This is a genomic window from Bifidobacterium sp. ESL0822 (assembly GCF_052606675.1).
Genome location: NZ_CP199596.1, coordinates 1212984 through 1230732, shown reverse-complemented (window position 1 = coordinate 1230732; position 17749 = coordinate 1212984). Strand labels below are relative to the sequence as shown.

The window sequence follows — 17749 nt, the reverse complement described above, 5'->3', positions numbered from 1 at the left end:
TCAGGTACAGAGTGAGCGCGGATTGGTACCCCTGCGGGTGCTACACTAGCTGGGTCTTCAAAGGTTATGGAGGTGAACCGGCTCTTCGCGGCATGCGGTTGTCAGCCCGGCGCCACCTTGGAAGATGTCATCAACGCAGCCAGAGAGCTATAACCGTTGCGCAAACAGCAATGAGAGTGGCATCGGATGATGCCATGCCGTACGGATCCGTGGAGATGGCTATGCGAACAGTCTGATGCGTTAGGAGCGGACGGTCCATGGTCGACTATGTTGATAAGAGAACAAAACTGCTGATTACCGGCACTGCCGGGCTCGCCTTCTGCGGGGTCCTTTTGGAGACCTCGCTCAACGTCACTTTTCCGGAGATGACGCAGTACTTCAAAACAGGACTGGGCACAGTCCAATGGCTGACTACCGGCTATCTGCTGGTGGTGGCCTTGACGGTTCTGGCCGCCGCCTGGCTGGAACATTCATTCACGACCCGCGCATTGATTCTGGCCAGCGTGGGAATATTCCTGGGCAGCGACCTGATGTGCATCTTCGCCCCATGCTTCCCTGTCCTTATGGCTGGGCGCCTCCTGCAGGGCATCAGCACCGGTATCGCCCTTCCTCTGGTGTTTTCCCTGATCATGAAAAAGGTTCCTCTTCACATCCAGGGTCGCTTCGTAGGCAGCGCCGGCATGGCGGTGGCCCTGGCGCCATCCCTGGGCCCGACCTTTGGCGGAGCCGTTATCCAGGCCTTATCCTGGCGGGCCATCTTTCTGATTGTGTTGCCCATTGAACTGTTCTTCGGGGTCATAGCACTTATCTCAGTTGATAAGGAGAGCGCCCATGTCGGTCCTTTCGCCTGGCTCCAGTTCCTTCTCATGGGTATATTTCTGACCGGGCTGACCCTGGGGCTGAGCACCTTGGATGTTCATGGTCCTGTCACCTGGCTGTCCTTGTTCATCGGTGTTCTGGCCCTGGCTGCAGGGGTCTGGACCCTTGCGCATCAGCGCACCAGGCTGATCAACATCGCAGTCTTTCGGAACCGTACTTTCACCCTTGCCCTGATTCTCTACTTCCTGGTCCAGTTCGTTCAGATTGGCCTGACATTCATCCTGCCCAACATGGCCCAGTCGGTCCTGGGGCAGACCTCCACCGTGGCTGGCCTGCTTCTGCTGCCGGGAAGTCTGCTCTCCGCCCTCTGCCAGCCCATCACAGGCGGCTATCTGGATGGCCATGGCCTGCGTGGACTGCTGGCCGTGGGAAGCGCTGCCTTCTTCCTCTCGGCCTTAGGCTTCCTGATCCTCAGCCGGCACTTGTCCGTCCCGCTGATGATTCTTCTCTACGCCTGCTACATGGTCGGTCAGGCTTGCGTCTTCAACAACCTGCTCACGGTCGGACTGCAGCATATCCCGGCGAAACTGGTGCCCGACGGCAATGCGCTCTTCAACACCCTTCAGCAGTATTCAGGCGCCGCCTCGACTGGCGTCCTGGCTGCCATCATCACTGGCATGCCCAAGGCCAGGGGGATTCATGCAGGCGTTCAGGCCTTCCAGTTCGGAGCTGTCTGGGCCTTCGTCTTCGTCTTTCTCATCGTCCTGGGCATCCTCCTGGTGGCCTGGTTCCTGGAGCGTAGCCTGGCCAGTCAGGATGGGGGCGGGGTTCAGTTTGCATGACCTCTGATTCGTTCTGGAAAGCCGTTGGTGTTAATTCAGCAGTGAGATGCCGACCCAGGCGGCCCAGCCTAGTGCAAGGACCAGGTAGGGCCACCAGTGCATGCGGGTGATGGCCACGAACTCCCGGATGAAGGCAGTCGGCCAGTAGTAGCCTTTGGTGTGCGAGCCGATTCCATCGGCATTCAGTCCGACCTTGCTGGCGTATTCGCTGGCTCGGAAGACGTGGTAGTCGCTGGTGACCAGGGCCACCCGGTAATGCTCTGGTCCGGTGCCCATCTCGTAGCGGTTATCCAGAATCTGCTTGGAGTAGCGCAGATTCTCCAGGGTTGTGGTCGACCTGTCCTCCATGATGATGGCCTCGGCTGGCACCCCACAGGAGTTGCGCAAATATTGAGCCATGGCCCTGGCCTCGCTGATGACCTCGTCGGGACCTTGCCCGCCGGAGACTACGAAGCGCCCGTTTCGTCCCTGTCGTTTCCAGAGGTCTACAGCCTTGTCCAGTCGTCCCCGGAGCAGAGGCGTGGGCTCTTCGCCGCGCAGGCCTGCTCCGTGAATGATGATGTAATCGTAGTGACGCTTGCGGGGCAGCATCCTGTAAAAGTTGGAATAGAGCAGCAAGGCCAGGAAGGAGAAGAAGAACCAGGTGGCTTCCAAGTCGATCAGCCCGGCCAGCTTCTGCAGCCATGAAGGGGCGCCAAACCCAGCCAGGAGGGGAGAAAGAATCATGTAGGCCACCACGGCCAGTGCCAGCAGTCCGGGCAACAGAGTGGTCAGGGAGACCCCCTCGTGTCGGATGACAATGACCGTGTTGGCCAGCAGGAAGCAGATCACCAGCAGGGGGGCGGCGATGAGAAGGATGACCAGGGGCAGGATCAGCCAGCGCATCCCGAACTGCAGAAGGAGCGCTCCGCCCAGGGTCAGCAGCAGGAGCAGGAACCAGATGGCATTGCGGAACTGTCGTGGTTCCTTGTGCAGGTCCCAGAGGAAGAGCAGACCGAAGATGATGGCGGGTGCATAGAGCAGGAGGAGTTGCAGGTGGTTGGACATGCGCCGATTGCCCCTTTCACGAGAATGGCCGCGCAGGGTCTGACTCCACTGTAGCGAATCGGCCAATCACCTACCATCCTTGACATGCCAAAGATTCCCAGACCGCAGTGGTAGCATAGATGTGGTAAATCTCACACGTTCAAAAGCTGAGGGCGGGCGATTCCCTAGGGTGCGAATTCCAGGTCGAGACCATGATAATGATGGGTCCTTTCAGGATTGCACATCGGTGTCCGCGTGGGCGGGTCGGTCGCAAGGCAGCGATGCCCTGGAAGGATTAGGGGTTCAAGTGATGTTGGGTTTCTCCGCGATCCGGAGATGATTCGGACCTGGGGTACAAGGTTGTAGAGAGGTGCGGTAATGAAAGTAGTGATATTCTCCACCTGCGTGGTGGACCTCATGTTTCCGAACGTGGGGAAGGCCATGGTGGAGGTGCTGGAGCGGTTCGGCTGTGACACCTATCTACCCAAGGAGCAGATCTGCTGCGCCCAGCCTACCTTCAACAGCGGGTATGTCAAGGAGAGCATGCAGGTCATGCGCAACGAGGTCGATGCCCTGCTGAGCGTGGATGCCGACTACATCGTGGGTCCGGCAGGCTCCTGCGTGAATATGCTCAAGGAGCTGCCCTTCCATTTGCGGGCCGACCCGGTCTATGCAGCCAAGGCCCAGACCATGGCTGACAAGACCTATGAGTTCTCGCAGTTCCTCTACCGGGTGCTGGGTGTGCTGGATGCCGGCGCCGAACTCGACGCTGTGGCCACCTACCACCGCTCATGCCACATGACCCGGCTGCTGGGGGAGCGGACCAGCCCCTTCGTTCTGCTGGACCATGTCAAGGGACTGACCATGGTCCCCCTGCCCCACATCGAGAACTGCTGCGGATTCGGCGGCATGTTCTCCATGAAGGAGCCCGAGATCTCCAAGCAGATGGTCGATGAGAAGGTAAACGACGTGCTCAGCACCAAGGCCAGCGTCCTCATCTCCTGCGATCCGGGCTGCCTGATGAACATCGGCGGTCGTTTCAACCGGCGTGGCGAGAAGATCACCATCATGCACCTGGCCGAGGTGCTCAATCACAACGTGGACATGAGTCGCGTCAAGTATGTGGAAGGCCGCTCTGCTGGCGATGGGGCCGTGGGCTCCGACAGGGCTGCCAAGAAAGAGGGGGCTCTGGTATGAGCAGCTTGGTCAATGGCAAGAAGGCTGCGCAATATCTGAGGACCAGCAAGGCTCCCTTCCTGACCAGGGTCAAAGAGTCCGAACAGGATAAATTCGCCCAACAGGCCGTTGCCAAGGCTCAGGATGCGCAGTGGGTCAAGCGGGAGGCCGCCCGTCAGGAACTGGGCAACTGGGAACAATGGCGCGACCTTGGAGAGCAGATTCGACAGCACGTCATCCGTTATCTGCCTGACTACCTGGAGGAGTTCGCCGATAACGTGGAGAAGCGCGGCGGCCATGTCTTCTTCGCTCAGACCGACGATGAGGCTGCCCAGTACATCAAGCAGATCGCCATCGAAAAGAAGGCCAAGCACGTCGTCAAGAGCAAGTCCATGGTGACCAGCGAGATCAACCTGGACCCCACGCTGATGACTGTGCCCGGTCTGGAGGTGCTTGAGACCGACCTGGCCGAGTTCATCCTGGAGGAGGATGACTGGGATCAGCCCACACATCTGGTCTTCCCTGCCCTGCACAAGAACCGCGAGCAGGTTCGTCAGGTTTTCGAGAAGAAGCTGGGTTACAAGGGCGACAACGACCCTCAGCACATGGCTCGGTTCTCCCGCAAGGTTCTGCGTAAGCACTTCCTCGAGGCTGACATGGGCATCACCGGTTGCAACTTCGCCGTGGCTGACACGGGCATGATCAACCTGGTGACCAACGAGGGCAACGCCGACCTGGCTATGTGCATCCCCAAGACCCAGGTTGTGGTCATGGGCATGGAGCGCCTGGTGCCGACCATGAAGGAGGCCGAGACCATGGACAACATGCTGGCCCGGTCCGCTGTCGGCCAGAAGCTGACATCCTACCTGACCTACACTGCGCCACGCACCGGCCAGGAGTCGGACGGACCGGACGATGTCTATGTGGTCATTCTGGACAACGGGCGCTCAAACGCCCTGGGAACGGTCTTCGAGCCCATCCTCCAGTGCATCCGTTGCGCCTCCTGCCTGAATGTCTGCCCCATTTACCGGCACATCGGCGGTCACGGCTACGGATCCATCTATCCGGGTCCGGTGGGTTCGGTGCTCTCGCCGGTGCTGGACGGTGGCTACGACGACTTCGGAGACCTGCCCTACGCCTGCAGTCTGTGCGCAGCATGCACGGCCACCTGTCCGGTCAAGATTCCCCTGCACCAGCTCATGATTGAGCACAGGCGGATCATGATGGACGACCAGTCCAAGGCCAATCTGATTGACGACACGGTCATGAGGGTCATGGGTCTGGGAACAGGCCACTCCTCGCTCTTCCGCACTGCCCTGGGGCTGGATCACACCATGCTGACGCCCATATCCAAGAAGCAGCCGGAGACGGCCAAGAACCTCTTTGCCAGCGACCGGCATGTGGAATGGATGCCCTTCGTCTTCGGCGGATGGACCAAGGTGCGTGATCTGCCGGATCCGCCCAAGCACGGGCAGAACTTCCGCAGTTGGTTCGCTCATCACAAGAAGGAGCAGCAGGCATGACAGATCGTGAGGTATTCCTGGACTATCTGGCCAAGAAGAGCGGACGGCCCCGACACCAGCTCAAAGATCATCCTCTGGTGCCGGTCAACGATTTACCGGAGACCACCCTGTCTGGCCACACCCAGGATGAGCTGCTGGAGATCGCGCGGAAGAGCAGCGAGGCTGTCCATGTGGACTTCCGCACCTGCACCAAGGCTGAGCTTCCCACTGCCCTGAATGAGTTCATCGATTCACGCAAGGACGACAGCGACCATGTGATGCTGCCCACTTCCGACTTGTTCGCAGACTTCGGACTGGAGGAGTGGAGGGATGGCCTGAACCCGCCTGCCACTTTCTGGAAGCCGGGGGCCAGCCGCGAGGAGAATATCAAGACCGCCGACGAATCAGGTACGGCCATCGCCTTTGCAGACTTCCTGCTGGCTGAGTCAGGCACCATCACCGTGGCTACCACCCCGGGTCAGGGTCGTGCCTTCCACTTCCTGCCGGTGCACTATCTGAGCATCATTCGCAAGTCCAAGATCCTACCCCGAACCCGGCAGGCCATGGACTACTATGATCCGGCCCTGGTCTCAGGCGAGCTCAAGACCTCCAACATCAACTTCATCACCGGCCCCTCCAACACAGGCGACATCGAGATGGTGATTGTGGTGGGCGTGCATGGCCCCCTGGATATGACCTATCTGGTGGTCGAAGACATGTAGCTCAACAAGATTTCCTGCTTAGGCAGGCGCATTTCCCGTAAGTGGGGAGTCAGCCGCTCGAAGATGGACGCTGACTCCCCACTTACGGTTTTGCTAAAAGATGGGTTCAGTCCAGTCCGGGCAGAAGTCCCCCAGGCGGATCGATGGCCACATACCCGTTCTCAATGTCAACCCGGGGCACCAAGGCTTCGACGAAAGGTATCAGCCCTTTCGCCTCCTCGTCGCTCTCTTTGGTGGTCATGCGGATCTGCAGCTGCTGCTGGGCTACACCGTCCAGCACGTCGCTGACTTGGCCGACCACTCGTCCGGATGGTTCACCCAGAGAGTTGCCCGGGGCCATGCGAACCTCAAGTCCAATCAGATCCTCGGGATACCAGGCATCCTCCTGCGCCAGCTCCTCGGCTGGATCAGCCTGGACATATAGTTCGAGGCCGTTCAGTGCTTCGGAGGCGTTCCTGTCTTCCACTCCTTTGAAGAGGATGATCCAACGCTGTTTGAAGCGGCGGGAGGAGACGACTGTGAAAACCTGTTCGTCCTTGGTCTGCAACCGGGAGCCGGGGGCGAAGCGCCGCTCGGGCTCGTCGGTGTAGGCATATACGTTGACCTCGCCCTTGAGTCCTTGGGCGCGGCCGATACGGCAGACCCTCAGCAACCTTCGTTGCTGAGGGTCCGGACCCTGCGGGTCGTGATTGGTGGACCGGCTGGGGCTCACCGGCGCACGTCCATGATGTCGACGCGCACCTTGTGGTCGGCCAGCGCCTGGATTACGGTGCGTATGGCGTTGGCGGTCCTGCCGCCCCTGCCGATCACGCGGCCGATGTCCTCGGGGTTGACCCGCACCCGTAACAACTCTCCGCGAGAGTTTTCGTGCGACTTGACCGACACGTCATCGGGAAAGTCCACGATGTTCCTGATCAGGTGCTCAACGGCCTGTGCAAGCATGATAGCCGGTCCTTCCAATCCTTAAGTGAATGTGCCTTACTCAGCTGCCTGCTCGGCCTGGGTGGCATCTGCGGGCTCATCGGCCTTGGAGGCTTCCTTCTCCGCCTTGGCCTTGGCATCAGCCTCGGACTTGGCGGCCTTGAGCTTCTGAGCTTCGTTCTGCGCCTGCTCGATGCGGGCCTGGGCATCGGCCTCGGCCTGAGGCACCTTAAGAGTGCCTTCCTTGCCGGGCAGATCCTTGAACTTCTGCCAGTCGCCGGTGATCTTCAGAAGGTTGAAGACAGGGTCGCTGGGCTGAGCGCCCACACCCAGCCAGTATTGGGCGCGCTCGGAGTCGATCTTGATTGAAGAGGGCTGGGTGTTGGGATCGTAGGTGCCGATCTCCTCAATGACCTTGCCATCGCGCTTCTTGCGGGAATCGACCACGACCACGCGGTAGAAGGGGTAGAACTTCTTGCCCATTCTCTTCAGACGAATTCTGGTTGCCAAAACGGCTCTCCTTGGTACTTGGTGTGCCCGGCGGCGTCTCCATGTGGGGCATGGTGGCGCTCCTGGCGTGTTCCTCACGACCGTCGGAATGAGAGGGCTCCTCCGGACATGAATAACAGCAAAAGTATACCTCAACCCGGGGATATGGCGGGTGGTGAACCTGTGTGGTGTTCAGAGCCGACGCGGCAGAGTAAATTGGGCCACCAGAGCTCGGTGGTCGCTGCCTGGAATCCGGAGGGCGTGCATGGATTGCGGGACCAGGTCGCCGTCCGCAAGAATATGGTCGATTTCGATCAACGGGGGGAACGCGCTTGCGGAGGGGAAAGTCGGATGGCTGCCGGCTTTCAGTCGCAAAGAAGCGTCATGCAGTCCGGATTTGGCCAGCATGGCCCGGAAGGTCGGATGCTGCAGGGTGGCGTTGCAATCGCCCATGACGATGGTTGGTACGGGCGGATGGGTCAGTTTGGTTAGCGCAGCGATACCCTTGCCCCACTGTCTGGCACCTCGTTGGGGCGATTTGGGATGGACGCTGGCCACTCGAATCGGTCCAGAGCTGGTCTTGAGCTCGATCAGGGGTACGGCAGCCGCCGGAAGGTCCAAGGCCGACGGGGAGGCTTTGATGGGTTGATGGGCCGAGAAAATAACGTTGCGGCCACCGTTGTCTTCAGGGCTTGCAACCCCTTCCGTCAGATAGGGCAAGAACCGATTCAGACCTGCATTCCGGAGTGATTCCAGCAGCCTTCCCTCTACCTCCTGCAGGGCCAGCACTTCAATTCCATAGGCCTGCACGCAACGCACGACTTCTTCAGGATCGGCCCGGCCGAAGCGGCAGTTCAGAGTCATGACGCTGAGTCCATGGCCAGAAGATGATTGACTTGTCCGGTCTGCTGGAGGTAGCCGGTAGCGCAGGCGCTGACAGCTGACCAGAGTGAGTTCTATCAGCGCCAGCAGGCATTGGGGCCAGGTGCGTGCAAAGACCGTCCATATCAGTATGACCAACAGGGGAGCGGTCAGCAGGTCAATCAGGGCGATCAGCTCTATCAGGGGGCGGTGCCGGTCAGCTCCGGCAGGCAGGAAGCGCAGGGCCATCCACAAGGCGATGAGCCCCAGGGGAATCCAGAGAAGGGTGTTCACGTGCCGTTGTCTCCTGTAGGAGGGAGGCGGTTAGCGGCCGCCGAAGAGACCGCCCAGTCCGCCGCCGAGGTTGGGGGGCAGGTCCGGCAGGCCTTCAGGCATCTGCGGAGTCTCGGGGCGCTTGGCGAAGGCCGAACCGCCGGAGGATTTACCCTTACCGGACAGGCGTTCGCGCAGAGCCTTCTCTTCGGCCTCCCGCTTCATGGGATTGCCTGAGCGGGAACCCTTGCGGCCTTTCTTGCCCTTTTTGCCCTTCCTGCCGCCGCCAGCGCCCGTGCCGCCCATGCCGGGGATCGAGCGGCTACCATTGGTCATCCGCTTCATCATCTTGGCCGCCTGCTCGAACCGCTGCAGCAGGCCGTTGACAGCCGATACCGTCGTGCCGGCGCCATAGGCGATCCGTGCCCGTCGTGATCCGTCGATTATGCTGGGGTCGCGCCGTTCCTGGGGAGTCATCGACTGGATGATGGCCTGGGTCCGGTCCACCTCTTTTTCATCGAACTGCTCAAGTTCTTTGCGGTGCTGGGCCATGCCCGGGATCATGCCCAGGATGCTCTTGAAGGAGCCCAGCTTGCGAACCTGCTGAAGCTGCTCCAGAAAGTCGTCCAGGCCGAAGCTGCCCTCGGACATCTTACCGGCGGCCTTGCGGGCCTCCTCCTCATCGAACTGGCGCTGGGCCTGCTCGATCAGGGTAAGGATGTCACCCATGTCGAGAATCCTGGAGGCCATCCGGTCAGGGTGGAAGACCTCGAAGTCCTTGAGGCCCTCGCCGTTGGAGTCGAAGAGAATGGGCTTGCCTGTCACTGAAGCCACCGACAGGGCCGCGCCGCCGCGGGCGTCGCCGTCTAGCTTGGACAGGACCACGCCGGTGAAGTCCACGCCCTGGTCGAAGGCCTTGGCTGTGGCGACCGCGTCCTGACCGATCATGGCATCGATGACGAAGAGGATCTCGTCCGGATGGACGGCGTCGCGGATATTGCGGGCCTGTTCCATCAGCTCCTGATCCACGCCCAGCCGTCCGGCCGTATCAATGATGACCACGTCGTAGAGCTTGTCCTTGGCCACCTTGATCGAATCGGCTGCCACCTTGACCGGATCGCCCGTGACCTGTCCTGGGGCCGCCAGCTCGGATCCGCTGGTCTGCACGCCTGGCTCGGGTGCGTATACCGGCACTTCGGCGCGTTCACCGACTACCTGGAGCTGGGTGACCGCGTTGGGCCGCTGGAGGTCGGCAGCCACAAGCAGGGGGGTATGGCCGGCATCCTTGAGCCAGTAGCCCAGCTTGCCGGCCAGCGTGGTCTTGCCTGCACCCTGCAGCCCGGCCAGCATGATGACTGTGGGCGGGTTCTTGGCGAAATTGAGTGGTCGATCCACTCCTGCGCCCAGGATGCTGGTCAGTTCGTCGTAGACGATGGAGACCACCTGCTGGGCCGGGTTCAGAGCCTTGGAGACCTCCTCGCCCAGGGCGCGTTCCCGGATGCGTCCGGTAAAGGAGCGCACCACGTCCAGGGAGACATCAGCATCCAGAAGGGCGCGCCGGATCTCACGGATTGTGCCGTCGATGTCGGCCTCGGTCAGTTTCCCCTTGGAACGCAGATGGGTGAAGGCCTGGGAGAGCCGATCGGTCAAAGATGAAAATGCTGCCATAATGTCCCAAGTCTACCTGTCAGCCGGGAGATTGGCCCTGGTTTCAGCAAGGCCTGTGCCCTGAGCCGACCAACCGTAGGCAGTTGCGGAAAATTCGATACTGCTGGGCAAACGGCTGTACTGCTTTTGGTGTGAGTAGCTCGGCAATAATGACTGAACATGGGCGTGGGGATTATTGCTCGGGGAGTGAGAGAGTTTGTGAGGCTTGATAAGAGAAGACATGAGCCTTATATTGTGTTCTCTTGACATGACCCATGACAAGCTTCTATACTAAATCGAAACGATTCGACATCTCGAGTGCATCGACGGAGATGGTCAGTGCCCTGCAATCCGCCCGAAGTCGAAACCTTTCGACACGTTGAATCGCGGTAGATGGATGCAAGGATGCAAGGAAGTTAGGAGCCATCATGAAGATCAGAAGAGGGATCGGAGCGGCCTTGGCCTTGGCCATGTCGATCCTGCCGCTGGCGGCCTGCGGATCGGGGGGCGATGCTCCCCAGGAAGCCCATCCGTCCAGCATCAAGATCTGGTACTACGAAGAGCCCAGCAGCGGACAGGCCCGGGGCTGGCTGAAGGCTGCCGATATCTTTACCCGGCAGACGGGCATCAAGGTGGACTTCGAGGTCAAGTCTTTCACGCAGATCGCCCAGAATGGCAGCCAGTTCCTCAACTCGGACGACGCTCCGGACGTCATGGAGTCCAATCGCGGCAACGGCTCGGCTGGGGTCCTGTCCACCCTGCAGCTGCTGACCGACCTGAAGCCCTATGTGCAGAAGTACGGCTGGGACAAGAAGGTGCGCGGCCAGGCAGCAGCAGTGGGCAAGTACGACAAGCGCGGCGTCATGGACGGGGATACCTGGTACGGGGTTTCCTCCTACGCGGAGATGCAGCGCGTCTACTACAACAAGGACCTCTTCGCCAAGTACAAGATCCCCATCCCGCAAACCTTTGACCAGTTCGTGGCAGCCCTCAAGGCCTTCAAGAGTCATGGGGTCACGCCCATAGCGGCCGATGCCCAGGAATACGGGGTGCTGTGGCTCTGGTGGCAGCTGGCCATGACCAAGGCCGATGCCCGATTCGTCGATGACTGGCAGCTCTACAAGCATCCAGTCAACTGGCGCAGCAAGCCGCTGACCTTCGCCACCAACACCATCCGCGACTGGATCGACAAGGGATACATCTCCAAGAACGCCACCGGTATGAAGGCCGAAGACACGACCACGGCCTTCATCAAGGGGACCTATCCCATCTATCAGACCGGCACCTGGAACCAGACACGCTTCATGGAGCAGGTGAAGGCCTTCGACTGGACTGCATCAATCTTCCCAGGGGCCAGGATGGTCGAGGGTTGTGCGGGCAACCTGCTGGTCATTCCGCAGAAGTCCCGGCGCAAGGATGCCGCAGCCCGTTATATCAATGTGGTCCTGTCCAAGGAGGTTCAGAACTACATCGGCAACAAGGGCGGCGTGCCAGTGGCGGCTGATACGGACGCCATCACCAACCCCAAGAGCCGTGACCTGGTCAACGAATACACCAAAGCCTCGGACGCCAGCCGGATGAGCTACTACCCCGACTACCCTGCGCCCAACCTGACCGACGCCATGCCGGCCGCCTTCCAGGAGCTGGTCAACGGCACCAAGAGCCCCGACCAGGTTCTGGACACCCTGCATAAGAACTACGACGACGGCGTCGCCCAGCTCGATCTGGATGACGACTGAGTTGCGTCAATCCGCCAAGGAGAGTACAAGCATGTCTGACACACATAGCAGGAAGAAGGCGCAGTCCCGCATACCGGGCAGTGCGCCCTCGCGGTTCGTCCCTTATCTGATTCCCGGTCTGATAGGCATCGTGGCCATCGTCATCGTGCCCATCTTCTGGAACATCTACCTGAGCTTCACCCGCTGGAGGGGGGTGGGGCCGACCAAATGGGTGGGTCTGCGCAACTGGCGACGACTCATGGGCGACTCGACCTTCTGGGTCTCCTTCGGGCACACCCTCTGGATCATCGTGGCCATCGTCATTATTCCCACGGTTCTGGGTCTGCTGATCTCCTCGGCCCTGACCGATGTGATCCAGAAGAAGTTCGGCCCCCACACCTCTTCGACCCTGCGGGCCCTCTATTACCTGCCCCAGGTCCTGCCTGTGGCCGTGGCCACCATCATCATGGGCTGGATCTTCCGGCCTGAAGACGGTGCGGTCAACGACCTGCTGACCAAGATCGGCCTGGGTGGCCTGGCCCATAACTGGCTGGGTTCGACCACCACAGCCCTGCCCGTCCTCATGGTTATCCTGATCTGGATCCAGCTGGGCTATCCCATCGTCATCTTCATGTCCGGACTGCAGCGGGTGGATCCCGAGCTCTACGAGGCGGCCAGCCTGGACGGGGCCAACTGGTGGCAGAAGTTCCGCGTCATTACCCTGCCCTCCATCATTCCCGAGCTGCTGGTGGTCATCCTCACCTCCACCATCGGCGCCCTGAAGACCTTCGCTCCGGTCTATCTGCTGACCAAGGGCGGGCCCGGCACCTCCACCATGGTCCCCTCCTACTACTCCTACAACCAGTTCTTCCAGGTGCAGCAGGTGGGCTACGGCGCCGCCATCTCGACATCCCTGACCGTGGTCATCGTCATCTTCTCCATCGTCTTCACCATCGTGCAGAAGCGCGTGCAAAAGAGCATCGCCTGAGGAAGGCAAGGAAGCACATCATGAATAATCAAGCTACACTGCAAGCCGACGCCCGGGTGTCCTCCCGGCATGCCCGTAGAATCCGCACCTGGGGGAACTGGGCCGGTCTGATCCTGCTCATCGCGGGAGCTGTGATCATGCTCTTCCCACTGCTGATCCTGGTCCTGAATGCCTTCAAGACCACGGCTGACTACAACGCCACGGGCCCCCTGTCGGTGCCCGCCCACTTCAGCATGGATGGCATCATCTCCTTCTGGAACAAGAGCAATTTTCCGCTCAAGCTGGGCAACTCCCTACTGATCTCCCTGGTGGTGGCCGTGGTCGGGGTCCTGCTTTCGGTCCTCAACTCCTTCGCCCTAGGCATCGGCAGGGTCAAGGGCAACACGGTCATCCTCCTGTTCATCATGCTGGCCAACATGGTTCCCCAAGAGGCCCTGCTCTACCCGCTCTATGTCATGTTCAAGTGGATGGGCTTCTATAACTCCCAGTGGTCCATCATCATCATCTTCACCATCATCCAGAGCGCCTACGGCACCTACCTGCTCTCCTCGGTCTACGGGACCTTCCCCCAGGCCATCCTGGAGGCGGCCACCGTCGACGGGGCCTCGCGCTGGCAGATTCTTCGCAAGATTGTACTGCCGGTGTCCTGGTCGACCATCAGCGTCCTCTTTGTCTTCTTCTTCATCTGGACCTGGAACGAGTACATGATCCCCATGGCTTTCCTGATGAGCGAGAAGACGCAGACCATCCCGCTGGCTCTGGCAACCATGCAGGGGCAGCACACCATGGCCGCCACCGACCTGGCCTCCGCCTCCCTGCTCAGCATCATTCCCACCATCATCTTCTTCATCTTCTTCCAGAGGAAGCTCTCGCAAGGAATAGTGGCGGGCGCTGTCAAGTAATCGCCGCTGCACAAGTACACTGAACATGGCCGCCTGCTGCAAGAAGGCAGAGGAGGGGGAGCGGGCGGCCCGAATATGAAAGGCAATCACAACCATGGGTATGACCATGCCGAACATCACCAACGGTCTTGAGGCGCTGACGCGCCCATCCGCAGACCGCACCCGCTGCATCAACGCCGAGAATCCTCGGGGAGGCAAGGGCAGTGCAGCCATGACGGCCAGCAATCTCGGTCCGTCCAGAAAGGGGACCCCTTGCCTCAGGAACATTCCTCCCGGGCAGGATATGGTCCTGGCCGATCTGTCCGGCGCGGGCGAGATACGTCATATCTGGATGACCGTGACCGATGCCACCTCGCCCACCGGGCCCAACGTCCTGCGCAATCTGATCCTGGAATGCTACTGGGATGGCGAGCAGACACCCTCGGTTTGCGTGCCCTTGGGCGACTTCTTCTGCTGCGGTCACGCCCAGGCCTGCAGGGTGGAGTCCGTGCCTGTGGCCGTCTACCCGCGCCGGGGCCTCAACTGCTATTGGCCCATGCCCTTCCATGACGGGGCCCGGATTGTCCTGCGCAACCGGCACAACGAACCCATTGAGGCCTTCTTCTACCAGATCGACTATGTGGAGAAGGACGAGCTGCCCGAGGAGGTCATGACCTTCCATGCCCAGTGGCGCCGTCAGCGGGTCACCGAACTTGGCCAGGACTATGTGATCCTGGATGGGGTGCATGGCCGGGGCTCATACGTGGGCACCTATCTGGCTCTGACCGCTCTGGAGAGCCGCTGGTGGGGAGAAGGCGAGGTCAAGGTCTACCTGGACGGAGACAAGGACTATCCCACCTGGTGCTCCACGGGAAGCGAGGACTACTTCGGCGGTGCCTGGAGCTTTGCCGGGCAGGACCCGGATGGCAGGATGCGCGAGGTCACCTACAGCGGGGCCTACATGGGATTTCCCTTCCACTCCAGGCAGTTGGACAACCGCGAATCCCAGTACTGGGATGCCGACACCCCGGTGACCAGGGGGTTCTACCGTTGGCACATCCCCGACCCGATTATTTTCAGCAGCGATATCAAGGTGACCTTGCAGCAGATAGGCGTTGACGAACAGGGCTACTTCGAACGTCAGGATGACTTGGCCAGTGTGGCTTACTGGTACCAGCAGGAGCCCCATCAGCCCTTCCCGCGAAACGTGCTGGAGACAGGGGAGCGGGACCGTCGGCCCCGGTGATTGGCTCAGGCGGCATCCTGCTACTGTCGGCTGATGGAGGCTCGATCAATCAGCGTGGGGCGCTCCAGTAGGACTCGTCCAGCCAGGGAAGCCCCCTCCTCCACAGCCTGGGTCAGCAGATCCGCAGCCTTGGCACACAGCGAGCGGGGGGTAAGTGGCATCTCAGAGATGCCTTGAAGCTCAAGAGTGGGGCTGGTCTTGCCTGCGGCGCAGGACAGAACAGCCACGTCATCGGGAATGCTTATACCGTCTGAGCGCATGCGGACCACCACGGTGTCCAGCAGGGAGGGGCGGATCTGGCCGATCAGGCCATCAATGCGGCCGTGATGGATGATGTTCAGCACCTGCTGGGTGTATGCCAGATCGCTGCCGGTAGGTCCCGGTTCAAGTTGCAGATCTATGCCCAGACGGCTGGCCCAGGTCTTGAGACTGCGTAGCAGGATGAGGCGGAAGCCGGAACCGCGCCGGTACTCGCCCTCCAGATCCTCCAGAAAGAGCAGGCGTTTGCGTCCCGCTCTGGCCATGGCTTCCACCGCCATACGACCCATCAGGTCGAAGTCCAGATCCACACAGGCACATGCTGTGTGCTGCCGAGGCAACCCCAGTGCCACGCAGGGGCGTCCATACGAGGCGGCCTGGGTGGCGCGGATGTCATCGTCCACCAGATCCATCAGAACCACGCCGTCGGCCAGATTGCTGCGGGTGACCCGCCGGATGTCTTCAGCGCCATTCTCGGCAGTCAGCAATAGGGAGTCATAGCCACGGGCATGCTCGCAGCTGGCCATCTCGATGAAGTAGTCCGCGTAGGAAGCCCGGTTCTGACCGGGTCGGAGCGGGGCGCTCAGAGCGACGATCTGATTGCGCTTGGCCCGCAGCATCCGGGCGCCGGCATCCGGGGCGTAGTCCAGTTCATAGGCGGCCTGCATGATCCGCTGGTAGGTTCCCGGAGAGACGGGACGCTTGCCGGAGAAGGCATAAGAGACTGTGCTGACCGAAACACCGGCCTTCCTGGCAACGTCGCGTATGTCGGACATGGGTTAGCGGCTCAGGTCCCAGGTGCTGCCAGCGGGTGTGTCAGCCACGGTCACGCCGGCCGCCGTCAGCTGGTCCCGGATGGCATCGGCCCGGGTGAAGTCATGATCTTTACGCGCCTGATCGCGTTCCCGCAACTGCTGGCCTACCAAGGCATCCAAGGTGTTCATGGCCCGATTGTCACTGACGGCTGCGGCTCCTGCCCAGTGGGGATCAAGTGGATCAAGTCCGAAGACATCCAGCATGGCTCTGACCTGGAGCAGGGCATTAGCCAGCCACTTCCGATCCAGGGCAGCCGGGTCCGAATCCATGGTCGCGTTGGCTTGACGAATCAGCGCATAGAGGGCAGCCAGGCCACCAGAGACGTTGATGTCGTCATTCATGGCCTGCACAAAGTCTTCCGGCAGATCGTCCGCGTCCAGTCCAGTCACGCGGTCACGCTCGGGCTGTGCTCCCAGGATCCGGCCGGCCCGGTCCACAAAGTTGCTGATGCGCTCGTAGGCGCCTTCGGCCTCCTGCAAGGATTGGTCTGACCATTCCAGCATGGACCGGTACTGCACCGAGACCAGAGCGTAGCGCACCACCCAGGCTGGGTGCTGGGACAGCACCTGGTCCACGGACAGCCCGTTGCCCAGGGACTTGCTCATCTTCTCGCCCTTCTGGGTCACCCAGGCCGTGTGCATCCATCGATGGGCGAATCCCCAGCCAGCCGCGTGCGACTGGGCCATCTCGTTCTCGTGATGGGGGAATCGGAGATCAAGGCCGCCTCCGTGGATGTCGAAATCCGCGCCCAGATAGCGGTGGCTCATGGCCGAGCATTCCAGATGCCAGCCTGGCCGACCTGTGCCGAAGGGGGTTTGCCAGCGGGCCGTGGGCGGATCGGTGGGCTTGGGTGCCTTCCAAAGTGCGAAGTCACGGGGGTCACGCTTGCCTGGCTCCTCCTCGGCATCGGTATTCTGCCCATCGGTGTCGATGCTGGGTCCCAGCTGGTCGTTGGCGGCGGCCTGTTCGTCGGCGGGCTGGGTACCGGTCTGCTGGTGGGTCAGGGCACCATACTCAGGCCAGGAGGCCACGTCGAAGTAGACGTTGCCTGATGGTCGGCCCTGCTCGTCGGGCACCACATAGGCGTGGCCGTGGTCGATGATGCGCTGGATCAGGTCGATCATCTCGGGGATGTGCCCGGTGGCCCTGGGCTCGTAAGTAGGTGGCAGGACTCCCATGGTCTCGTATGCATGGGTGAATTCGCGCTCGTAGATGTAAGCCCGCTCCCACCAGCGCTGGCCGTTGGCCGCCGCCTTGGCCAGGATCTTGTCGTCGATGTCGGTCACGTTCCGGATCAGGGTCACCTGGTATCCCAGCCTGAGCAGCCAGCGTCGGATCACGTCGAAGGCCAAGGTAGTCCTGATATGGCCAATGTGGGGCGAGCTCTGCACCGTGGCTCCGCACACGTAGATGCCGACCTTGCCCGGTTCAATGGGGCTGAAGGGGGTCACCTGGTGATCAGCAGTGTCATACAGACGTAGACCAGCTGCGGCCAGGCTGACTGAAGCCTTGGAATCATGCGGTTGCGAACTCGTATCCATATCCTTGAGCCTACCAAGGCTTA

16 protein-coding genes are annotated in these 17749 nt (G+C 60.9%); 8 read left to right on the top strand and 8 right to left on the bottom strand.

What is annotated here, in order from left to right; genetic code table 11:
• Positions 1–257 precede the first annotated feature (257 nt).
• Positions 258–1661, top strand: coding sequence for an MFS transporter (locus tag ACUIAF_RS04825; RefSeq protein WP_445337922.1), 1404 nt, complete (start codon positions 258–260; stop codon positions 1659–1661).
• 30 nt (positions 1662–1691) lie between these two features.
• On the opposite strand, the gene ACUIAF_RS04820 is transcribed toward ACUIAF_RS04825, so the two are convergent.
• Positions 1692–2708, bottom strand: a complete 1017-nt coding sequence (locus tag ACUIAF_RS04820) for a YdcF family protein (protein WP_445337921.1) — start codon at positions 2706–2708, stop codon at positions 1692–1694.
• 357 nt (positions 2709–3065) lie between these two features.
• On the opposite strand from ACUIAF_RS04820, the gene ACUIAF_RS04815 reads away from it, so the two are divergent.
• Genes ACUIAF_RS04815 through ACUIAF_RS04805 form a run of 3 tightly spaced genes read left to right on the top strand, consistent with a single transcriptional unit; the run spans position 3066 to position 6087 of the window.
• On the top strand, positions 3066–3884 hold the full coding sequence (locus tag ACUIAF_RS04815; protein WP_015021358.1) for a (Fe-S)-binding protein: 819 nt from the start codon (positions 3066–3068) through the stop codon (positions 3882–3884).
• Positions 3881–5386 (top strand): LutB/LldF family L-lactate oxidation iron-sulfur protein, encoded by a 1506-nt coding sequence (locus tag ACUIAF_RS04810; RefSeq protein ID WP_445337920.1) that lies wholly within the window; start codon positions 3881–3883, stop codon positions 5384–5386. The genes ACUIAF_RS04815 and ACUIAF_RS04810 overlap by 4 nt, the downstream gene beginning before the upstream one ends.
• Positions 5383–6087 carry a LutC/YkgG family protein gene (locus tag ACUIAF_RS04805; RefSeq protein WP_015021360.1) on the top strand — a complete coding sequence of 235 codons (705 nt, stop codon included), beginning with the start codon at positions 5383–5385 and terminating at the stop codon, positions 6085–6087. The genes ACUIAF_RS04810 and ACUIAF_RS04805 overlap by 4 nt, the downstream gene beginning before the upstream one ends.
• A gap of 106 nt (positions 6088–6193) precedes the next feature.
• Here ACUIAF_RS04805 and rimM read toward each other — a convergent pair whose 3' ends face one another.
• The 5 genes from rimM to ffh form a co-directional block, all read right to left on the bottom strand.
• The gene (gene rimM / locus ACUIAF_RS04800) at positions 6194–6799 is read right to left on the bottom strand and encodes a ribosome maturation factor RimM (protein WP_445337918.1); all 606 of its coding nucleotides are present in this window, start codon (positions 6797–6799) and stop codon (positions 6194–6196) included.
• On the bottom strand, positions 6796–7029 hold the full coding sequence (locus ACUIAF_RS04795) for an RNA-binding protein (RefSeq protein ID WP_015021362.1): 234 nt from the start codon (positions 7027–7029) through the stop codon (positions 6796–6798). The genes rimM and ACUIAF_RS04795 overlap by 4 nt, the downstream gene beginning before the upstream one ends.
• Positions 7030–7065: 36 nt before the next feature.
• Positions 7066–7518 (bottom strand): 30S ribosomal protein S16, encoded by a 453-nt coding sequence (gene rpsP / locus ACUIAF_RS04790; protein ID WP_445337916.1) that lies wholly within the window; start codon positions 7516–7518, stop codon positions 7066–7068.
• 171 nt (positions 7519–7689) lie between these two features.
• Positions 7690–8652, bottom strand: coding sequence for an endonuclease/exonuclease/phosphatase family protein (locus tag ACUIAF_RS04785; RefSeq protein ID WP_445337915.1), 963 nt, complete (start codon positions 8650–8652; stop codon positions 7690–7692).
• Positions 8653–8682: 30 nt separating this feature from the next.
• Positions 8683–10299: a signal recognition particle protein gene (ffh, locus tag ACUIAF_RS04780; RefSeq protein ID WP_198216467.1), complete on the bottom strand. Its 1617-nt coding sequence runs from the start codon at positions 10297–10299 to the stop codon at positions 8683–8685.
• 407 nt (positions 10300–10706) lie between these two features.
• Between ffh and ACUIAF_RS04775 the strand changes: the two genes are divergently transcribed.
• The 4 genes from ACUIAF_RS04775 to ACUIAF_RS04760 all read left to right on the top strand — a co-directional run bounded on the left by ACUIAF_RS04775 (position 10707) and on the right by ACUIAF_RS04760 (position 15111).
• Positions 10707–12017 carry an ABC transporter substrate-binding protein gene (locus tag ACUIAF_RS04775; RefSeq protein ID WP_445337914.1) on the top strand — a complete coding sequence of 437 codons (1311 nt, stop codon included), beginning with the start codon at positions 10707–10709 and terminating at the stop codon, positions 12015–12017.
• A gap of 31 nt (positions 12018–12048) precedes the next feature.
• A complete protein-coding gene (locus ACUIAF_RS04770; protein ID WP_445337912.1) occupies positions 12049–12984 on the top strand; it encodes a carbohydrate ABC transporter permease in 936 nt (311 codons plus the stop codon).
• Between the two features lie 20 nt (positions 12985–13004).
• Positions 13005–13886 carry a carbohydrate ABC transporter permease gene (locus ACUIAF_RS04765; protein WP_046322455.1) on the top strand — a complete coding sequence of 294 codons (882 nt, stop codon included), beginning with the start codon at positions 13005–13007 and terminating at the stop codon, positions 13884–13886.
• Positions 13887–13986: 100 nt separating this feature from the next.
• Positions 13987–15111: a glycoside hydrolase family 172 protein gene (locus ACUIAF_RS04760; protein WP_445337910.1), complete on the top strand. Its 1125-nt coding sequence runs from the start codon at positions 13987–13989 to the stop codon at positions 15109–15111.
• A 20-nt stretch (positions 15112–15131) separates the two neighbouring features.
• On the opposite strand, the gene ACUIAF_RS04755 is transcribed toward ACUIAF_RS04760, so the two are convergent.
• Both ACUIAF_RS04755 and cysS read right to left on the bottom strand, forming a co-directional pair.
• Positions 15132–16145, bottom strand: coding sequence for a LacI family DNA-binding transcriptional regulator (locus tag ACUIAF_RS04755; RefSeq protein ID WP_445337909.1), 1014 nt, complete (start codon positions 16143–16145; stop codon positions 15132–15134).
• A gap of 3 nt (positions 16146–16148) precedes the next feature.
• Positions 16149–17726, bottom strand: a complete 1578-nt coding sequence (gene cysS, locus ACUIAF_RS04750) for a cysteine--tRNA ligase (RefSeq protein ID WP_445337907.1) — start codon at positions 17724–17726, stop codon at positions 16149–16151.
• Between the last annotated feature and the right edge of the window lie 23 nt (positions 17727–17749).

Excerpts from the sequence above, each read along its gene's own strand:
- ACUIAF_RS04825 (WP_445337922.1), top strand. The coding sequence starts at position 258 with ATGGTCGACTATGTTGATAAGAGAACAAAACTGCTGATTACCGGCACT.
- ACUIAF_RS04820 (WP_445337921.1), bottom strand. The coding sequence starts at position 2,708 with ATGTCCAACCACCTGCAACTCCTCCTGCTCTATGCACCCGCCATCATC.
- ACUIAF_RS04815 (WP_015021358.1), top strand. The coding sequence starts at position 3,066 with ATGAAAGTAGTGATATTCTCCACCTGCGTGGTGGACCTCATGTTTCCG.
- ACUIAF_RS04810 (WP_445337920.1), top strand. The coding sequence starts at position 3,881 with ATGAGCAGCTTGGTCAATGGCAAGAAGGCTGCGCAATATCTGAGGACC.
- ACUIAF_RS04805 (WP_015021360.1), top strand. The coding sequence starts at position 5,383 with ATGACAGATCGTGAGGTATTCCTGGACTATCTGGCCAAGAAGAGCGGA.
- ACUIAF_RS04795 (WP_015021362.1), bottom strand. The coding sequence starts at position 7,029 with ATGCTTGCACAGGCCGTTGAGCACCTGATCAGGAACATCGTGGACTTT.
- ffh (WP_198216467.1), bottom strand. The coding sequence starts at position 10,299 with ATGGCAGCATTTTCATCTTTGACCGATCGGCTCTCCCAGGCCTTCACC.
- ACUIAF_RS04775 (WP_445337914.1), top strand. The coding sequence starts at position 10,707 with ATGAAGATCAGAAGAGGGATCGGAGCGGCCTTGGCCTTGGCCATGTCG.
- ACUIAF_RS04770 (WP_445337912.1), top strand. The coding sequence starts at position 12,049 with ATGTCTGACACACATAGCAGGAAGAAGGCGCAGTCCCGCATACCGGGC.
- ACUIAF_RS04765 (WP_046322455.1), top strand. The coding sequence starts at position 13,005 with ATGAATAATCAAGCTACACTGCAAGCCGACGCCCGGGTGTCCTCCCGG.
- ACUIAF_RS04760 (WP_445337910.1), top strand. The coding sequence starts at position 13,987 with ATGACCATGCCGAACATCACCAACGGTCTTGAGGCGCTGACGCGCCCA.
- ACUIAF_RS04755 (WP_445337909.1), bottom strand. The coding sequence starts at position 16,145 with ATGTCCGACATACGCGACGTTGCCAGGAAGGCCGGTGTTTCGGTCAGC.
- cysS (WP_445337907.1), bottom strand. The coding sequence starts at position 17,726 with ATGGATACGAGTTCGCAACCGCATGATTCCAAGGCTTCAGTCAGCCTG.